Origin of the sequence: Neorhizobium sp. NCHU2750, assembly GCF_003597675.1 — a bacterium.
Lineage (GTDB): Bacteria > Pseudomonadota > Alphaproteobacteria > Rhizobiales > Rhizobiaceae > Neorhizobium.
In genome coordinates this window covers 706,032-720,731 of record NZ_CP030827.1, presented here as the reverse complement: position 1 = coordinate 720,731, position 14,700 = coordinate 706,032, and the positions used below count along the sequence as shown (strand labels likewise).

14 protein-coding genes are annotated in these 14,700 nt (G+C 61.9%); 5 read left to right on the top strand and 9 right to left on the bottom strand.

From position 1 onward, the window contains the following. Nucleotides 1-64: 64 nt before the first annotated feature. Together NCHU2750_RS03535 and NCHU2750_RS03530 are read left to right on the top strand one after the other, a co-directional pair. Entirely contained in the window at nt 65-532 is a 468-nt protein-coding gene (locus tag NCHU2750_RS03535; protein ID WP_119942889.1) for a MarR family winged helix-turn-helix transcriptional regulator, read from the top strand. Between the two features lie 257 nt (nt 533-789). Further along, nucleotides 790-1,011, top strand: a complete 222-nt coding sequence (locus NCHU2750_RS03530; protein WP_205583873.1) for a hypothetical protein — start codon at nt 790-792, stop codon at nt 1,009-1,011. A 78-nt stretch (nt 1,012-1,089) separates the two neighbouring features. Here the strand turns inward: NCHU2750_RS03530 and NCHU2750_RS03525 are convergent, their stop codons facing one another. Continuing rightward, nucleotides 1,090-1,311 (bottom strand): hypothetical protein, encoded by a 222-nt coding sequence (locus NCHU2750_RS03525; RefSeq protein ID WP_162939474.1) that lies wholly within the window; start codon nt 1,309-1,311, stop codon nt 1,090-1,092. Nucleotides 1,312-1,443: 132 nt separating this feature from the next. On the opposite strand from NCHU2750_RS03525, the gene NCHU2750_RS03520 reads away from it, so the two are divergent. After that, nucleotides 1,444-1,776, top strand: coding sequence for a DUF6572 domain-containing protein (locus tag NCHU2750_RS03520; protein ID WP_119939198.1), 333 nt, complete (start codon nt 1,444-1,446; stop codon nt 1,774-1,776). 283 nt (nt 1,777-2,059) lie between these two features. Here NCHU2750_RS03520 and NCHU2750_RS03510 read toward each other — a convergent pair whose 3' ends face one another. Then, the gene (locus NCHU2750_RS03510; RefSeq protein ID WP_119942887.1) at nt 2,060-2,293 is read right to left on the bottom strand and encodes a hypothetical protein; all 234 of its coding nucleotides are present in this window, start codon (nt 2,291-2,293) and stop codon (nt 2,060-2,062) included. Between the two features lie 215 nt (nt 2,294-2,508). On the opposite strand from NCHU2750_RS03510, the gene NCHU2750_RS03505 reads away from it, so the two are divergent. After that, on the top strand, nt 2,509-3,297 hold the full coding sequence (locus NCHU2750_RS03505) for a transporter substrate-binding domain-containing protein (protein WP_245480324.1): 789 nt from the start codon (nt 2,509-2,511) through the stop codon (nt 3,295-3,297). 114 nt (nt 3,298-3,411) lie between these two features. Here the strand turns inward: NCHU2750_RS03505 and NCHU2750_RS03500 are convergent, their stop codons facing one another. Further along, on the bottom strand, nt 3,412-4,143 hold the full coding sequence (locus NCHU2750_RS03500; RefSeq protein ID WP_119939196.1) for a L,D-transpeptidase family protein: 732 nt from the start codon (nt 4,141-4,143) through the stop codon (nt 3,412-3,414). Between the two features lie 200 nt (nt 4,144-4,343). Beyond that, nucleotides 4,344-5,174 (bottom strand): L,D-transpeptidase, encoded by an 831-nt coding sequence (locus tag NCHU2750_RS03495; RefSeq protein WP_502703839.1) that lies wholly within the window; start codon nt 5,172-5,174, stop codon nt 4,344-4,346. Nucleotides 5,175-5,476: 302 nt separating this feature from the next. On the opposite strand from NCHU2750_RS03495, the gene NCHU2750_RS03490 reads away from it, so the two are divergent. Next, the gene (locus NCHU2750_RS03490; protein ID WP_119939194.1) at nt 5,477-7,774 is read left to right on the top strand and encodes a methyl-accepting chemotaxis protein; all 2,298 of its coding nucleotides are present in this window, start codon (nt 5,477-5,479) and stop codon (nt 7,772-7,774) included. Between the two features lie 90 nt (nt 7,775-7,864). On the opposite strand, the gene NCHU2750_RS03485 is transcribed toward NCHU2750_RS03490, so the two are convergent. The 5 genes from NCHU2750_RS03485 to NCHU2750_RS03465 all read right to left on the bottom strand — a co-directional run bounded on the left by NCHU2750_RS03485 (nt 7,865) and on the right by NCHU2750_RS03465 (nt 14,629). Continuing rightward, nucleotides 7,865-8,764: an alpha/beta hydrolase family protein gene (locus tag NCHU2750_RS03485; protein WP_119939193.1), complete on the bottom strand. Its 900-nt coding sequence runs from the start codon at nt 8,762-8,764 to the stop codon at nt 7,865-7,867. A gap of 112 nt (nt 8,765-8,876) precedes the next feature. Continuing rightward, nucleotides 8,877-9,974, bottom strand: coding sequence for a hypothetical protein (locus tag NCHU2750_RS03480; protein ID WP_119939192.1), 1,098 nt, complete (start codon nt 9,972-9,974; stop codon nt 8,877-8,879). A gap of 208 nt (nt 9,975-10,182) precedes the next feature. After that, complete coding sequence (locus NCHU2750_RS03475) at nt 10,183-11,814, bottom strand: cisplatin damage response ATP-dependent DNA ligase (RefSeq protein WP_119939191.1); 1,632 nt, start codon at nt 11,812-11,814, stop codon at nt 10,183-10,185. Nucleotides 11,815-12,043: 229 nt separating this feature from the next. Further along, nucleotides 12,044-13,054, bottom strand: coding sequence for a ligase-associated DNA damage response exonuclease (locus NCHU2750_RS03470; protein WP_119939190.1), 1,011 nt, complete (start codon nt 13,052-13,054; stop codon nt 12,044-12,046). 39 nt (nt 13,055-13,093) lie between these two features. After that, nucleotides 13,094-14,629: an MDR family MFS transporter gene (locus tag NCHU2750_RS03465; RefSeq protein ID WP_119939189.1), complete on the bottom strand. Its 1,536-nt coding sequence runs from the start codon at nt 14,627-14,629 to the stop codon at nt 13,094-13,096. Nucleotides 14,630-14,700 lie beyond the last annotated feature (71 nt).

Here is a 14,700-nt window from a genome sequence, read left to right as displayed (position 1 = left end):
AGAGACAAAGAAAAAGTCGGCGACGCAGGCAGGCAGGCAGGCACTCGCGCAGCCGGGCATGCCGATGGATGCAGGGAGCGCCACCGGCGTGGCGGCAGATAAATTCGGCCTGGACGACATGCTGTGCTTTGCCATCTATGGCGCGGCGCATGCCTTCAACCGCGCCTACAAGCCGCTGCTTGACCCGCTGGGGCTCACCTATCCGCAATATCTCGTCATGATGGCGCTGTGGGCCGAGGACGGGCAGAAGGTGAAGGCGCTCGGCGAGCGGCTGGGGCTCGATTCCGGCACGCTGTCGCCGCTCCTGAAGCGGCTCGAACAATCCGGCCTCGTCAGCCGCAAGCGCGACCTTGAAGACGAGCGGCAGGTGATCATCACGCTTACGGCTGAGGGGCTGGAACTGCGGCAGCGATCCACAAATGTAATGGGAGCCATCGGCCGCGCCACCGGCTGCAATCTCGAAGAAGCGATGACACTGCGCGAGGCGCTGGTGGGGCTGAAGGAAAGGCTCGAAAAGGCGGAGGAAGGGTAGACGGAGCGGCCCCTGCCGGTTTCTGTGGTCGCGGCGGGCGGTGGCGCGCGCTTACGGGAGGCTTGGTCGGGGTGCTCTCCGGCTCAGCGGATCTGGCGGGAAGCCGTTCAAGACGCCGCCCAACCCGTTGGCACCTGACCTTAGTGTGGCCCAGTTTCCCATCTGCGATCACATGTCAGCATTGCACAATCGCTGGTACACGACTGCCTAAAATCGGATCATAACGCACATAACAAATGCATATAGAGGTCTCCGTCATGGAATGGGTCCCAATCGTCTTTATCACGTTCAAGGTTCTCGCCCTGGGCACGGCCATGTTCTTTGCCATCAAGTGGCACTACGATCAGGGGGAGCAGAAGCGCCGTGAGATGCTGCGCACGGGCGGCAAGCTCGCCGCAGTCTTCGTGGTCGCACTCGCCGGCCTGGGGGCCGTCACCTTCGCCCTCACCAGCATGCTCGGTCTCGACCTGAGCCTCTGATGATGGCATCGCCATACTGGCCTGCTTTCGTCTGGGGCGGGGGCAGGCTTCGGCTTGGCGGGGGAAGCGGACGAAGGCTTAGTTCGTCAGATGCTGGTATCCGAGCGGATACCAAATGCCTCGGCGAAACATATTCCCCATGTTGGGAATGACATGTCCCTGATCCAGCGAGGCAGCGTCCTTGACCGGATTGATCGAAATGATGGCGCAATCGTCGGGCAGCACGAGGCGCAGCAAGGTTTCCGCATCCTCCTTCGACCAGGCGGTGATGCCGAAGCCGAGCCCCGAAGGCTTATCCATCTTTATCCAATAGGGCCTGAGCATGACGCGAGTTTCGCGCTCAATGCCGCTCTTGGCAACTGCCGGTTTGCGCCACAAGCGGACATGGACATAGCATAGCGTCACTTCGCAGCTTGAAGGGGGAGCGTCGCAATGGCAATCGATCAAGTGGATCAAATCGATTTCTACTCCATAGATCGAATATCTGGCGATCTGTGGCTTACGATATCCGATCACATGCCCTGGGATATTGATGACGGGAACCATCTCGTTATCCTCCAAGACAAACTAAACACATATCTCAGTTTCATCGAGAGCGGCGAGGTGCATAGTAAAGTCCCCAGCTCAAATGGGCGGAGGATTGTCATCATTCTTGTAGGAAAATTTCCTATGAGCAGCCGGGCGGAATCTTTCTTCCAAATGGCTGCAATCAGCGTGGCGCGAGCTGGATTTTCTTTGCGATTTCAACTTACTCAACCCAATTGATCTGATGCGTTGTCTGCAAAGGGCCGATGGCTGTGACGGGCGCCTTACGCCAATAGCGTTTGCCAGGACCGCAGGCCACACCCCATCCCGACAAGGCCCACGGTTGCCATCCGCGTGCCTTCACCTATCCATCCCGCCAGAGCCCGGATGCCGCGCCTGACGAGATGATTGGACGACATGTGATCAAAGCCCTTGCCGTCTTTTCTGCGCTCATCCTCCTTCAGGCCGGACATGTCTTTGTGCAGGAGGGATCAGGCCCGCCTGCCGGTTCGACTGACGCGGCTCACGCGCCGGCGAATTTCACCGTCACACCGCGCTGGCGGAAATAGGCCTGCATCAGCTTGCGGCCGGAGCGGTTGTTCTGCGAGATCTTCGCAGGATCGAACACGGCTTCCTTGACGCCTTCGCGCGCCATCGCCGCCTTCAGAGATGCGATATGCGTGTCGATATCGGCATTATCCGCATGAAGCGATTCATAGATGCGGTTGGTTGCGTCGGTTACGGTCGGCTCGGTCACGGTTGCGCTCCTGCTTTTATTCGGCTGGCGCTTAACACATGTTTCGGCGCGATCCCAGCCGTCTTCATGCCGGCCGCCTGCTTCCAAAGCGCCGAATGGCCGGAAAATGGCTGGACCATCTCGATTGACTTGTCGCAGTGCCCGGCTACGTTTTGCCGCGGGAGACCGGATCAGACAACGGATCAGACAATGGATCATACAGAGGGAACAGCGGAATGAACAAAAGAGCACGCATGGCACTTACGGCATTCGGCCTTGCGGCACTGGCCGGCACCGTGGCCGGGCCGGCATTGGCCGACGGAACCAGCCTTGCCGCAATCAAGCAGGCGGGCGTCCTGAAGATCGGCACGACGGGCGATTACAAGCCGTTCAGCTACAAGGGTGCCGATGGTGAGCTGGTGGGCGCCGATATCGCCATGGCGAAGGAACTGGCGGACACGCTCGGCGTCAAGCCGGAATTCGTCATGACAAGCTGGAAGACGATGCTCGACGACTTCAAGGCCGACAAGTTCGACATCGTCGTCGGCGGCATCACCGTCAATCCGGCGCGGGCGGAAGTCGGCAATTTCTCGGTGCCCAATGTCAGCGACGGCAAGCGGCCGATCGCCCGCTGCATCGACCAGGACAAATACACGACGCTCGAGGCGATCGACCAGCCTTCGACCCGCGTCATCGTCAATCCGGGCGGCACCAACGACAAGTTCGCGCATGAAAAGCTGGCGCATGCGACGATCGAGGTGTTTCCCGACAACAAGACGATCTTCGACCAGATCGCCGCCGACAAGGCGGACGTGATGGTGACGGACGGCGTGGAGGCCGACCTGCAGTCGAAGCTGCATGCGGGCGTATTGTGCCCCGTTCCGGTGAAGGAGCCCTTCACCCATTTCGACAATGCCTATCTGATGCAGAAGGACGACGCGCTCAAACAGGCCGTCGATGCCTTCGTGACCAAAGCGCTTGCCGATGGCGACTGGAAGGCCAAGCTCGATGCCGCGATGAAGTGAGTGCCGGCGCTACGACCGGATCAGACCCTCCCCCTTGTGGGGAGGGTTGGAAGGGGCAAGATATAAGGCTTGCCCGACAATTGGCAGGCGTCTTTTTTCAGACAGCTACGATTATTACTGCCAGACGACGATGCGGGTCTTGGCCGGTACGCGGTCGTAGAGGTCGATGATATCCTGGTTCATCAGGCGCACGCAGCCGGAAGAGACGGCCTTGCCGATGGAGTTCCATTCCGGCGAGCCGTGCAGGCGGTAGAGCGTGTCCTGGCCGTCCTTGAAGATATAGAGGGCGCGGGCGCCGAGCGGGTTCATCAGGCCGGGGGCCATACCGCCGTTCTTCGACGAATATTTGACCAGTTCCGGCTGGCGGGCGACCATTTCGTCCGGCGGCGTCCATTTCGGCCATTTCTGCTTCCACTGGATGACGCCCTCGCCGGACCAGGCGAAGCCTTCGCGGCCGATGCCGACGCCGTAGCGCATGGCGTAACCGCCGGGCTCGACCAGATAGAGGAAACGCGACGGCGTATCGACTACGATCGTGCCGGGGGTTTCGCCGGTCGGATCGACGACGCGCTGGCGATAGTAGCGCGGGTTGATGCGCTGATAGGGAATGGCCGGGATGACGAAACCGCCATCGGCGATCGAGCCGTACATCTGGGCGGGATCGACCTGCGCGCCATCATCGCCGGCGACCATGGTTTCGGGCGGCTGGGTGCTAATGCCGTCACGGTAGGTGACGACCTGGCCGCCATAGGGCGTGGTGGAAGCACAGCCGGCAAGCGTCGAGGCAGCACCGGCGCCGAGAACAGTGAGGAAGCTCCGGCGGGAAAAAGAGGTGTCGAATTTCATATCGGGAAGAACCATCCAGAAGAACGCGATTGCGCAAAGCTTAATCGAACGCTCTTCGCGGCGAAAGGTTCCGAGTGGTCATGACCACGGTCTAAACGACAGGCCTGCGGCAAATCGGCAACGATCGGACTAAGACATGCAGGCCACAAAAACGCCGACGCCGCCCCGAAAGGCAGCGTTTACAGGGCATTCGAAAGCGGTCAGGAAACGACGATCGGCGTTCCGTTCGGCACGCGGTCGAAAAGGTCGATGACGTCCTGATTGAGCATGCGCACGCAACCGGAAGAGGTTGCCTTGCCGACGGATTGCCAGTCCGGCGTGCCGTGGACGCGATACAGCGTGTCCTTGCCGTCCTTGAAGATATAGAGTGCGCGGGCGCCGAGCGGGTTGTTGAGCCCAGGAGACGCGCCACCCTCGGAGGCCGCAAACTGGCGCAGGGCCGGATCGCGGGCGACCATTTCACCCGGAGGGGTCCAGCGCGGCCATTTCGCCTTGCGCTGAATGACGCCGCGACCGGACCATGCGAAGCCTGCCTTGCCGAGACCGACGCCATAGCGAATCGCCTTGCCGCCCGCCTGAACCAGATAGAGATAATGGGCATGCGTATCGACGACGATCGTGCCGGGTGCCTCGCTGGTGCGATAGTCGACCTCGGTTCTCAGGAAGCGCGGATCGATGCGCGAATAGGGAATGGCCGGCAGCGTGTGGTCGTCGTCATGGCGGATATCATACATGGTCCGGTAGACCGGATTGGAGACCGGCAGGCCGTAGCTCGCCGCATGATCGTAGGTCTGGTGGAAATCCGTCGGATAGAGCTGGCGCTTGTGCGGTATTGCGCCCGGCGTCGGCGGCGGCTGGTTGGACGGCGGATCCTGATAGGGCGGGATGTAGAAGACCGGCGCCGTCTGCTGGACGAAGACATTGGGATTGACCAGACTGGTATCGGGCACGAGCGGGATCTGGCAGCCCGCAAGCGCGGTCGTTGCAATGAGGGCCGCCGTCAGGCCTGTGGCACGGCGAAGCGATGTGATTTTGTTCGGCATGAATACCCGCGGGGTCAGATGACGTCTCGACCACTGTGGCAGATGGCGCTGGCGCGAAACTGGAGGCTTGGGGCCGGAGAGCCGGGGCGAACAGTCAACGGCGGGGCCGGACACACCCCCGGCGTAAGTATCGCATTGAAAAAGCCGTCAAAAACAACCGCTAAGGGTGACCGGCTCGGGATATCAAGAAACATTGCACCGCAATGGCGCCAATATTTGAAACATTTAATCAATATTGAGGATTAGCATCGATATTCGCCCACAACCAGCAATTCTCTTTAGGGCATGACATGACTGAACTAACTATCAAACGACCTCTGTGGATCAAGATCAGCGGATATGGCTTTGCCGCCGTATTGTTTGCAAGTGCCGCAATCGGCGGGATGGGATGGTACGCTCAGGCGAACATGAGTTCCGACGCGCTGCAAACCAAGGTCAGCGGCGATATTGCTCTTATCCATAGCGACATGGACGGCCTGCAGCGCGCCGCAGCGGCGATTGCCGTGCAGCTCGCCAACGACCCCGAGATTGCCGGCCTGGTCGAGAAAGGTGATCGCGACGCCATTCTGAAGAAATACTCGGCCGGTGTCGCGGAACTGAAGCAGAAGTTCAGCCTGCCTCTTTCGACCGTGTTCGACGCAAGCGGGACGGCCATCGCGCGCGCGCACAATCCGAGCAAGTTCGGCGACAACGTGCTGAGCCGACGCAAGACGGTTCAGACCGCTATTGCAAGCGGGGACATGGCGGCCGGTATCGAAATCGGCCAGAGCGGGGACATCGGCCTTTATGCCGTCGCTCCTATCAAGGACAATGGCAAGGTTGTCGGCGCAGTCGATATCGGCACCAATCTCAGTGCTGCCTATTTCAATCCGCTGGGCGAGAAGCTCGGCAGCGAGATCGCCGTCGATGTGATGGTCAACGGCAAGCTGACGACGCAGGCCTCGACCAGGGACGGCAAGTCCATGCTGCCGGATGAAGACCTCACGGCAGGCTTCAACGGCAAGGATGTCCTGAGACAGATCGAGATCGGCGATCGCGACGTCGCGGTCAAGGTGACGCCATTCAAGAACTTCTCCGGTGAAACAATCGGCGTGTTCGAGATCGGTGCCAATGCCACCAAGATCGTGGACGCAAACAACACAGCTCTGTGGCGGACCCTGATGGGTACCGCCGTGATCTGTCTTTTGACACTTGTGGGCTTCATGGTATTCGCCCGTTCGCTGGGTGGTGCCATAGGCCGCCTGACCGGCACGATGTCGAAGCTGGCATCCGGTGACCTGTCTGCGACCGTCGAAGGCGGCAACCGCCCGGACGAAATCGGTGCGATGGCCAAGGCGGTCGACGTATTCAAGGACAATGCGCTGAAGACGCAGGCGCTGGAACGCGACGCCGAAGAGCAGCGCAACCTCACCGACGAACAGCGCCGCCGCAATGCCGAGCAGGAACGTATCCGCGCCGAAGCCATGGCGGAAGCGACGAACGGCCTTGCCACCGGCCTCAAGCATCTTTCGGCGGGCGACCTGACCTTCCAGCTCAACCACGCCTTTGCCCAGGAATTCGAAAGCCTCAGGGCCGATTTCAACGCCACGGTCGGCCAGTTGCGCGGCACGCTCGGCTCGGTCGCCCAGGCCACCAGCGCGATCGATTCGGGCTCGCGCGAAGTCAGCCAGAGCGCCGACGATCTTTCCAAGCGGACCGAACAGCAGGCCGCCTCGCTGGAAGAGACCGCCGCCGCGCTCGATCAGATCACGGTCAATGTCGGCAATTCCTCCAAGCGTGCCGACGAGGCCCGCAAGGTCGCCATCCAGGCCAATGAAAGCGCCCGCCAGTCCGGCGCGGTGGTTGCGAATGCGGTCAATGCGATGGGACGGATCGAGGAATCGTCCGGCCAGATCTCCAGCATTATCGGCGTGATCGACGATATCGCCTTCCAGACCAACCTTCTGGCCCTGAACGCAGGCGTCGAAGCCGCCCGCGCAGGCGAGGCCGGCAAGGGCTTTGCCGTCGTCGCCCAGGAAGTGCGCGAACTTGCCCAGCGCTCGGCCCAGGCTGCCAAGGAGATCAAGGACCTGATCGGCAAGTCATCCGTCGAGGTCGAGACCGGCGTCAAGCTGGTCAGCGATACCGGTGCGGCGCTGAAGACGATCGAGGACTATATCGTCACCATCAACCAGCACATGGATTCGATCGCCACCTCCTCGCGCGAGCAGTCGGTCGGTCTGGCCGAGGTCAACACCGCGGTCAACCAGATGGACCAGGTGACCCAGCAGAACGCGGCCATGGTGGAAGAAGCCAATGCCGCCGGTGCCACACTCGCCACCGAAGCCGGCCGCCTGCGCGAACTCGTCTCGCAGTTCCAGCTCGGCCAGTTCCAGCAGAATGGCGGCGAAGGCTACCGGCCGGCCGCACAGAGTGCGGCACTTCGCCAGACGGCATCCGCCATGGCGGCGCCGGTCAGAAGTGCATCCACCCGTTCGGCACCGGTTGCCTCCCCTGCCCGCGGCATGGTCGGCAAGCTCGCCCAGGCCTTCGGCGGCGGCAAGGCCGCAGCAGCGGCTCCTTCGGCGGACAACTGGGAAGAATTCTGATCCGTCCGGATCATTGCAACACCGAAAAGGCGGGGTCAAAACCCCGCCTTTTCTTATGGTCTACGGTGCAGGATCATCCTTTACGGGACATCAGGTGAACTGGTTGAAGAACTTTATGCTCTCACCGATGGCACCGGGTACGACGCCGTTATGGGTGCCGGGCAGAAGCTTCCGGTCGATCGAGATGCCGGCTTCCCTGACGCGATCGATCAGCAGCTGGTGATCCTGATCGAAAGGCTGTTCCTGGTTTCCGCGGAAAAGGAAGGCGGGACATTTCAGGCTTTTGCCGAAGCAGACCGACGAGCGCATGATGAACTCGTCCTGATTTTCCGGATCGAAGCAGATCTCGTCGGAATAGCGGCCGAAATAGCGCCAGGCACTGACGCCGGCCGAAATCGGCGCGGCGGCGCGGAACTTTCGTGTCATGGCAGCGAGAAGCGTCAGTGTGCCGCCATTGGAATGGCCGGCGATGAAGAACCGGTTGCGGTCGATGCCCGGCATGTTTTCCAGATAGGTTGCCGCGGCAAGCGCATCGGCGGTTTCGTCGTAGAAACCGGAATAGTTGCCGGGCTGGCCGTTTTCGGCGCGAAACGAGGGCAGCAGGACGACGAAGCCGGCCTCCCAATAGGCCTTCATCAGCGCCCAGTGGCCGTCGCCGGTGGCATTGCCGCCATGCAGGAAGAGAACCGCCGGCTTGAGCTTCTGTGAGGGCTCGTATTGCGAATGCCAGGCGATCAGTGGGATCGATCCGTCCGGCCCGCCCGGATAGGTGATGCGCACCGCACCGGGTGGCGTGCCGAGCGGCGGCGCCGTTTCCGGCGCCGGGTGGTGCTTGATGAGCCCGGTGGAAAAATGCCGGCGAGCCTCCGCATAGTCCCGCGGATCGAGTGGCGGAATGTCCGGGGTGACGAAGGAAGGGGCTGCGAAGGCATTTTTCGAAGCGGCGCCGACGGTAAGGCCGGCGAGGATCGTGCGACGGGTGATTTTCATTAGCGAAACATCCGGGTACAAATCAAAACACGGCACTTTTAGCAGATCGTAAGATGCACCGTGTCACATGTTCGTCAATGGGGCGTGACGCGGTCCTGCGCTGCAACCGAAACTATTTCCAGCTCGTATAGTCGCTTGCGGCACAGCCATAGGGCGCCCTGTCGTTACCGAAGCGTTTTTTCAGCTCGCCGCAGCCCCAGTCGTTCATTGGCTTCGGCAGGATGTTGTTGATCTGCATGCCGATCTGGTCGAACTGCGACGGCGCGGTGGTAACGTACCAAGCCCAGTAGCCGAGGCCCGCGACGATGACGAGAAGGATGCCGCCGAGCAGAACTTTCAGCCCGCGCATCCATTGCAACGGTTTCCTGGCCGCCGCCTGAAGGGTAATCACGCCGGTTTCGGCCTGCGCCGCACGCACGGAAGCAAGGGCAACCGTGCGCTCCTCCGGCGAAAGATCGATCCTTTCCAGCCCCGCATCGAGCAGAACCGGAAGCGCCGTCCTTCCGTGGCGGGCGGCGATGCCGACCGCTTTTCCGGCGGGATCGGCCAGGACCAGCGGATCCTCGCCGCGGGAAAACATCGTATAGGCGGTGCGCTTGGTCCTGTCGGCGGCGAGCTTGTCGACATAGGTGAGGAACTGGCGCTTGCCGCTTCTGTTGACCGTGGTGATATCGACCGGGATGAGGGTCACGCCGGCCGGGCGGCGAAGTGCCGCGCGCACGCGCCAGACGCGGAATGCCAGGAAGACCATGGCGAGGCTCAGGACGGCGAGAATGCCGGCGACAATCACCAGCGAAATCACCCGGTTCCAGAGTTTTTCGAGACCGAGGCTGAGGGTCGCAAGTTCCGGATGATCGGCCGAGATGACGAGATCGGTCAGGTAGTCGCCGGTGTGGATATCGACGAAGAAGAAATGCGTTTCCGTCTGATAGGCGCGGCCCTGATAGGTGTAGGAAAGCTTTGCCTCGCAATCGGTCATCACCGCCTTGCGGGTGGTGCATTTGCCGTCCTGGATATCACCGTCCTGCAACACGACCGGATTGCGGCTGATCTGGTAGTCGCGCAACAGGTCGGGCGCCTGCCACCAGATCATGAAGATGGTGATGGCGAAGATGACCGGCGTGAACAGGAAGAAGTGGCGGGGCAGCGAGACGGCGTTCGAATTTATGGAAAGCGGGCGGGCGGGAAGCGAAAGATTGGGAAATGTCATCGTTCTTCTCAAATATGCGAGTGCACGAAAGGCGCGATCGGAGCTTTGAAAAAGCAAGGCGGCGAGACAACGCCACCGGCGGGATGAGCGGATGTCGAACATATGCAAGGCTGATCCGCTGGCCGCACCATAGTGATGTGACGATCAGCGGCAGCATAAAAATGATGGTACCCACAATTTAAGTGCAACCGGACATATCAGACGCTGGTCAGCCGCCAGCCTCCCTCGTCTCGATCATGGCGGTGAGCGTTTCCAGCCGGTCGGCATCGCGGGGGAGCTTGTCCTGGCGTAATCTGGCGATGCGGGGAAAGCGCATGGCGACACCGGACTTGTGGCGGGTGGAGCGGGCGATCCCTTCGAAGGCGACTTCCAGCACGAAGCCGAAATCGGGCGTCGCCCTGACGGCGCGGACGGGGCCGAAGCGGTCCACCGTGTTGTCGCGGACGAACTTGTCGAGCACTTCAAGTTCGGCATCGGTGAAGCCGAAATAGGCCTTGCCGACAGGAACGAGCACATCGCCCTCCTGCGTCTTCGTCCAGACGCCGAAGGTGAAGTCGGAATAATAGCTCGACCGCTTGCCGTGGCCGCGCTGGGCGTAAAGCATGACCGCATCGATATTGTAAGGGTCGCGCTTCCATTTGAACCACGGGCCTTTCAACCGGCCGGCCTGATAGGTGCTGTCCTTCCTCTTGATCATCACCCCCTCGATGACCGGATCGGGCGGATCGATGCGCAGCCGGTCGAGCTCCGCCCAGTTTGAAAAAGGCACGAGGTCGGAAAGATCGAAGCGGTCATGCGGGGCGCGGTCGATCACGCTTGCAAGCCGGTCGCGGCGGGCGAGAAAGCCCTCGCCACGGATATCGGCCTCGCGCTCGAACAGAAGATCATAGGCGCGGACGAAGGCCGGATATTCGTCCATCATCTTCGCCGTCACCGTCTTGCGGTTCAGACGCTGCTGCAGATCGGAGAAGGTACGGGTCGGAGCGTTGCTGCGCCTTGTGCCGCCGACCAGCAGTTCTCCGTCGATGACGCCGTCGAAATTGATCGCCTCGACGATATCGGGGAAGGCGCCGGTAATGTCGTCACCGGAGCGGGAATAGAGTTTTCGCGTGCCACTATAACTCGACATCTGGATGCGGATGCCGTCCCATTTCCATTCGGCGGCGTAGTCTTGAGGGTCGAGCTTTTCGAGATCGCCGTCCTCCACCGGGTTGGCGAGCATGACGGAATGGAAGATCGCCGGGGTGGCAAGGACCGGCTTTTCCGCCCTGCCCTCCAGCCAGGCGAAGAGCGTCTCATAGGGCGGCGTCAGGCCATGCCAGAGCGTCTCGATCTCGGTTATCTCTTTACCGCTCATATCTGCCAGCGCCTGCTTGGCGAGGCGGGCGGAGACGCCGATCCTGAGAGAACCGGTGGCGAGTTTCAGGAAGGCGAAACGGCCGGACGTATCGAGTTGATCGAGGAGATCGCGCACGGCACCTCGCACCTCGGTGCGGCCGAGCGAATTCATTCTTGCGACGACCTCGGACAGGCGTGGCTGCGTGCCGTCGCCCGCGGCATCCTTGGCGCCGCCATCCCAGACGAGCGAGATGGTCTCGGCCAGATCGCCGACATAATCATAGGAATAGCGGAACAGCACCTCGTCCATCCGCTCCATCACCAGTTCGCGCAGCATGGCGGGCTTGACGCTTTTGAGGTCGAGCACGCCGGCAAGGGCAGCGAGACCATAACCACGGTCGGGATCGGGCGTGGTGCGGAAATAATCGACAAGCAGGGTCAGCTTGCCGTTGCGCGAGGGGGTGAGGACGAGGCGATCGAGAAGGGTTGCGAAGGGTTTCATGTCCTCGCCCTCGCAAAGTCCCCCTCTGGCCTGCCGGTGATCCCGCTGTGGGAGCCGGACTGCCGAGAGGTTAAAAAGACCCCTCCCCACCCTCCCCACAAGGGGGAGGGCTTAACCCAGCCGCAGCCGCCGCAGCACAATTTGGGCAGGCCGGCGCCACGGGTCTTCTCCCCCCTTGTGGGGGAGATGGCCGGAAGGCCAGAGGGGGTATTCGGACGACAAGCCATCATCAATCCCCCTCATCCTCATAGCCGACGAGATGCAGCGGGCGGGCGGGGATGCCTTTCAGTTCGCACCAGCGTACCAGCGCCTCCTCCCGACCGTGGGTGACCCAGACCTCCTGCGGGGCGATTTCCTCGATGGTGGCGAGAAGTTCGGGCCAGTCGCAATGGTCGGAGACGACGAGCGGCAGTTCGACACCGCCCTGTTTGGCCCGCTGGCGGACCATCATCCAGCCGGAGGCGAAGGCGATCAGCGGCTCGTTGAAACGCCGGGCCCAACGATCCTGGAAGGCCGAGGGCGGGCCGACGACGACGGCACCGGCAAATTCCGCAGGCCTGCTTTTCTCGATCGTCGCCGGCCTTATGTCGCCGAGCGCGATGCCCTCTTCCTGATAATAATCGCAGAGCCTTGAGAGCGCGCCATGGATATAGATCGGTTCCGAATAGCCATTGTCGCGGATCAGCCTGATGACGCGCTGCGCCTTTCCCAGCGCATAGGCGCCGACGAGATGACTACGCTCGGGAAACTGTTTCAGCGAGGTGAACAGCTTTTCGATCTCGGTCTTCGGGTCGGGGTGGTGGAAGACCGGCAGGCCGAAGGTCGCCTCGGTGATGAAGACATCGCAGGCGACCGGCTCGAAGGGATCGCAGGTCGGATCGATGCCGCGCTTGTAATCGCCGGAGACGACGATGCGCATTCCGTCCTTCTCGATGAGGATCTGGGCGGAGCCGAGCACATGGCCGGCAGGCCTGAACATGACCTTGACGCCATCGATAATGATCTCCTCGCCCCATCCGGCCGCCTGCCGCGCGCCGGCGAAATCCTCGCCGTAGCGGATCGCCATGATGTCGAGCGTCTGGCGGGTGGCCAGCACGCTGCCATGGCCGGAGCGCGCATGGTCGGAATGGCCATGGGTGATCAGCGCCCGCCCGACGGGGCGCACGGGATCGACGTGGAAATTACCGATGGGGCAATAAAGCCCGGCGGGGGTCGGATGAAGCAGGGCTTCGGGTTTCATGCCTTACAAGATAGGCGTCAAACCCGAAGTTTCGAGATGTCAGGCGGCGGCCTTTTCCGGCTTTGTAGCGGGCGCTGTTTCTGCCACCGGAAGCCGGACCGGCTTCAGGCAGAGGCCGGCGATGAGGCCTATGACGGTGATTGCCGCAGCCGTCACGAAGAGCGGCGAGAACGCATCGTGATAGACCACGGCAACGGTCTGCCGGGACGCTTCCGGCAGGCCTGCCAGGATTTTCGGCGTCAGCGTCTCGATATCGGCAAGGCCGGGGATCGAGACATGCGATGCCTTGACCGCGGTGCCGATGATGGCGCCGTAGAGCGAAATCGCGATCGAGGCGCCGCCCATGCGCATCAGCGTCACGGCGCCGGTTGCGGCACCGATATCGCCGCGCGGCACGGAATTCTGCACGCCGATGATCGGCGCCTGCTGGCCGAAGCCGACCGAGAGCCCCTGCAGGAACATGATCGTCGCCACGACATAGAGCGAAACGTCGTGACCGACCCGCGAGAAGCAGAAGAGCATGACGCAGCTCATCGCCAGCCCCATGACGGTGAAGGGCTTGTAGCGGCCGGTGATCGAGATCAGGCGGCCGGCCGAGATCGAGCCGGTGACGATGCCGCCGGTCAGCGCGATGAAGAACAGGCCGGCGACCGAGGGCGACAGGCCGGTCGTGGTCTGCAGGAAGAGCGCATAATAGTTGACGAGGCCAATGCCGACGGCGCCGGAGCAGAGCGAGACGATGAGGTAGAGCGGGAAGGTCGAATCGCGGAACAGCTTGAGCGGCACGATGGGTTCGGGCACGCGGCTTTCGACGAAGACCCAGATCGAGGCGCAGACGATGCCGCCTGCCAGAAGCGCGAGTGAGGCCGTCGCTACGAGCGAACCGAAGATCTGGCGGCTGTCGGCAAAGGCGACGAGGCAGGTGATCGTCGTGGCCAGCACGACGGCGCCGACATAATCGATCTTCGGGCGGCGGGTCGGGCGGCGATAGGGCAGCATGGCGATCAGGCCACCGACGACGATGACGCCGAGCGGCAGGTTGATGAGGAAGATCGAGCGCCAGCCGAACAGATCGCTGAGCGTGCCGCCGAGCACCGGCCCGAGGCTGCCCGAAGCCATGATCATCAGGCTGGAGTAGCTCTGGTACTTGGCGCGTTCGCGCGGCTCGAAGAGATCGGCATTGATGGAGAAGATCGACACCATGATGCCGCCGCCGCCCAGCCCCTGGAGGACACGCGCGGCAATCAGGCTGTCCATCGACCAGGCAAAGCCGCAGGCCAGCGAGCCGAGCGTGAAGATGATGATCGCCGCCAGCATGACATATTTGCGGCCGAAGAGATCACCGAGCTTGCCGTAGATCGGCATGACGGAGCTCGTCGCCAAGAGGAAGGCGGAACTGACCCAGCCGAAACGCTCCATCTGGCCGAATTCGCCGACAATGGTCGGAAGCGCGGTCGCGACGATCTGGTTGTCGAGCGTCGCCATGAACAAGGCCGCCATCAGGAAGCAGAAGACGATGAGCCGCTGGCGGGGATCGGAAACCAGCGGTACGACGGGAGGCGTGGGAGGGGTCATGACAAATCCAATGTGAAGACGAACTTATGTGCCTTCAGCATATAATTGTCAATCGCACTCCAATGTTTACG

Coding starts and splice junctions, on each gene's coding strand:
- NCHU2750_RS03535 (WP_119942889.1), top strand. CDS start 65: ATGGATGCAGGGAGCGCCACCGGCGTGGCGGCAGATAAATTCGGCCTG.
- NCHU2750_RS03530 (WP_205583873.1), top strand. CDS start 790: ATGGAATGGGTCCCAATCGTCTTTATCACGTTCAAGGTTCTCGCCCTG.
- NCHU2750_RS03525 (WP_162939474.1), bottom strand. CDS start 1,311: ATGGATAAGCCTTCGGGGCTCGGCTTCGGCATCACCGCCTGGTCGAAG.
- NCHU2750_RS03520 (WP_119939198.1), top strand. CDS start 1,444: ATGGCAATCGATCAAGTGGATCAAATCGATTTCTACTCCATAGATCGA.
- NCHU2750_RS03505 (WP_245480324.1), top strand. CDS start 2,509: ATGAACAAAAGAGCACGCATGGCACTTACGGCATTCGGCCTTGCGGCA.
- NCHU2750_RS03500 (WP_119939196.1), bottom strand. CDS start 4,143: ATGAAATTCGACACCTCTTTTTCCCGCCGGAGCTTCCTCACTGTTCTC.
- NCHU2750_RS03490 (WP_119939194.1), top strand. CDS start 5,477: ATGACTGAACTAACTATCAAACGACCTCTGTGGATCAAGATCAGCGGA.
- NCHU2750_RS03485 (WP_119939193.1), bottom strand. CDS start 8,764: ATGAAAATCACCCGTCGCACGATCCTCGCCGGCCTTACCGTCGGCGCC.
- NCHU2750_RS03480 (WP_119939192.1), bottom strand. CDS start 9,974: ATGACATTTCCCAATCTTTCGCTTCCCGCCCGCCCGCTTTCCATAAAT.
- NCHU2750_RS03475 (WP_119939191.1), bottom strand. CDS start 11,814: ATGAAACCCTTCGCAACCCTTCTCGATCGCCTCGTCCTCACCCCCTCG.
- NCHU2750_RS03470 (WP_119939190.1), bottom strand. CDS start 13,054: ATGAAACCCGAAGCCCTGCTTCATCCGACCCCCGCCGGGCTTTATTGC.
- NCHU2750_RS03465 (WP_119939189.1), bottom strand. CDS start 14,629: ATGACCCCTCCCACGCCTCCCGTCGTACCGCTGGTTTCCGATCCCCGC.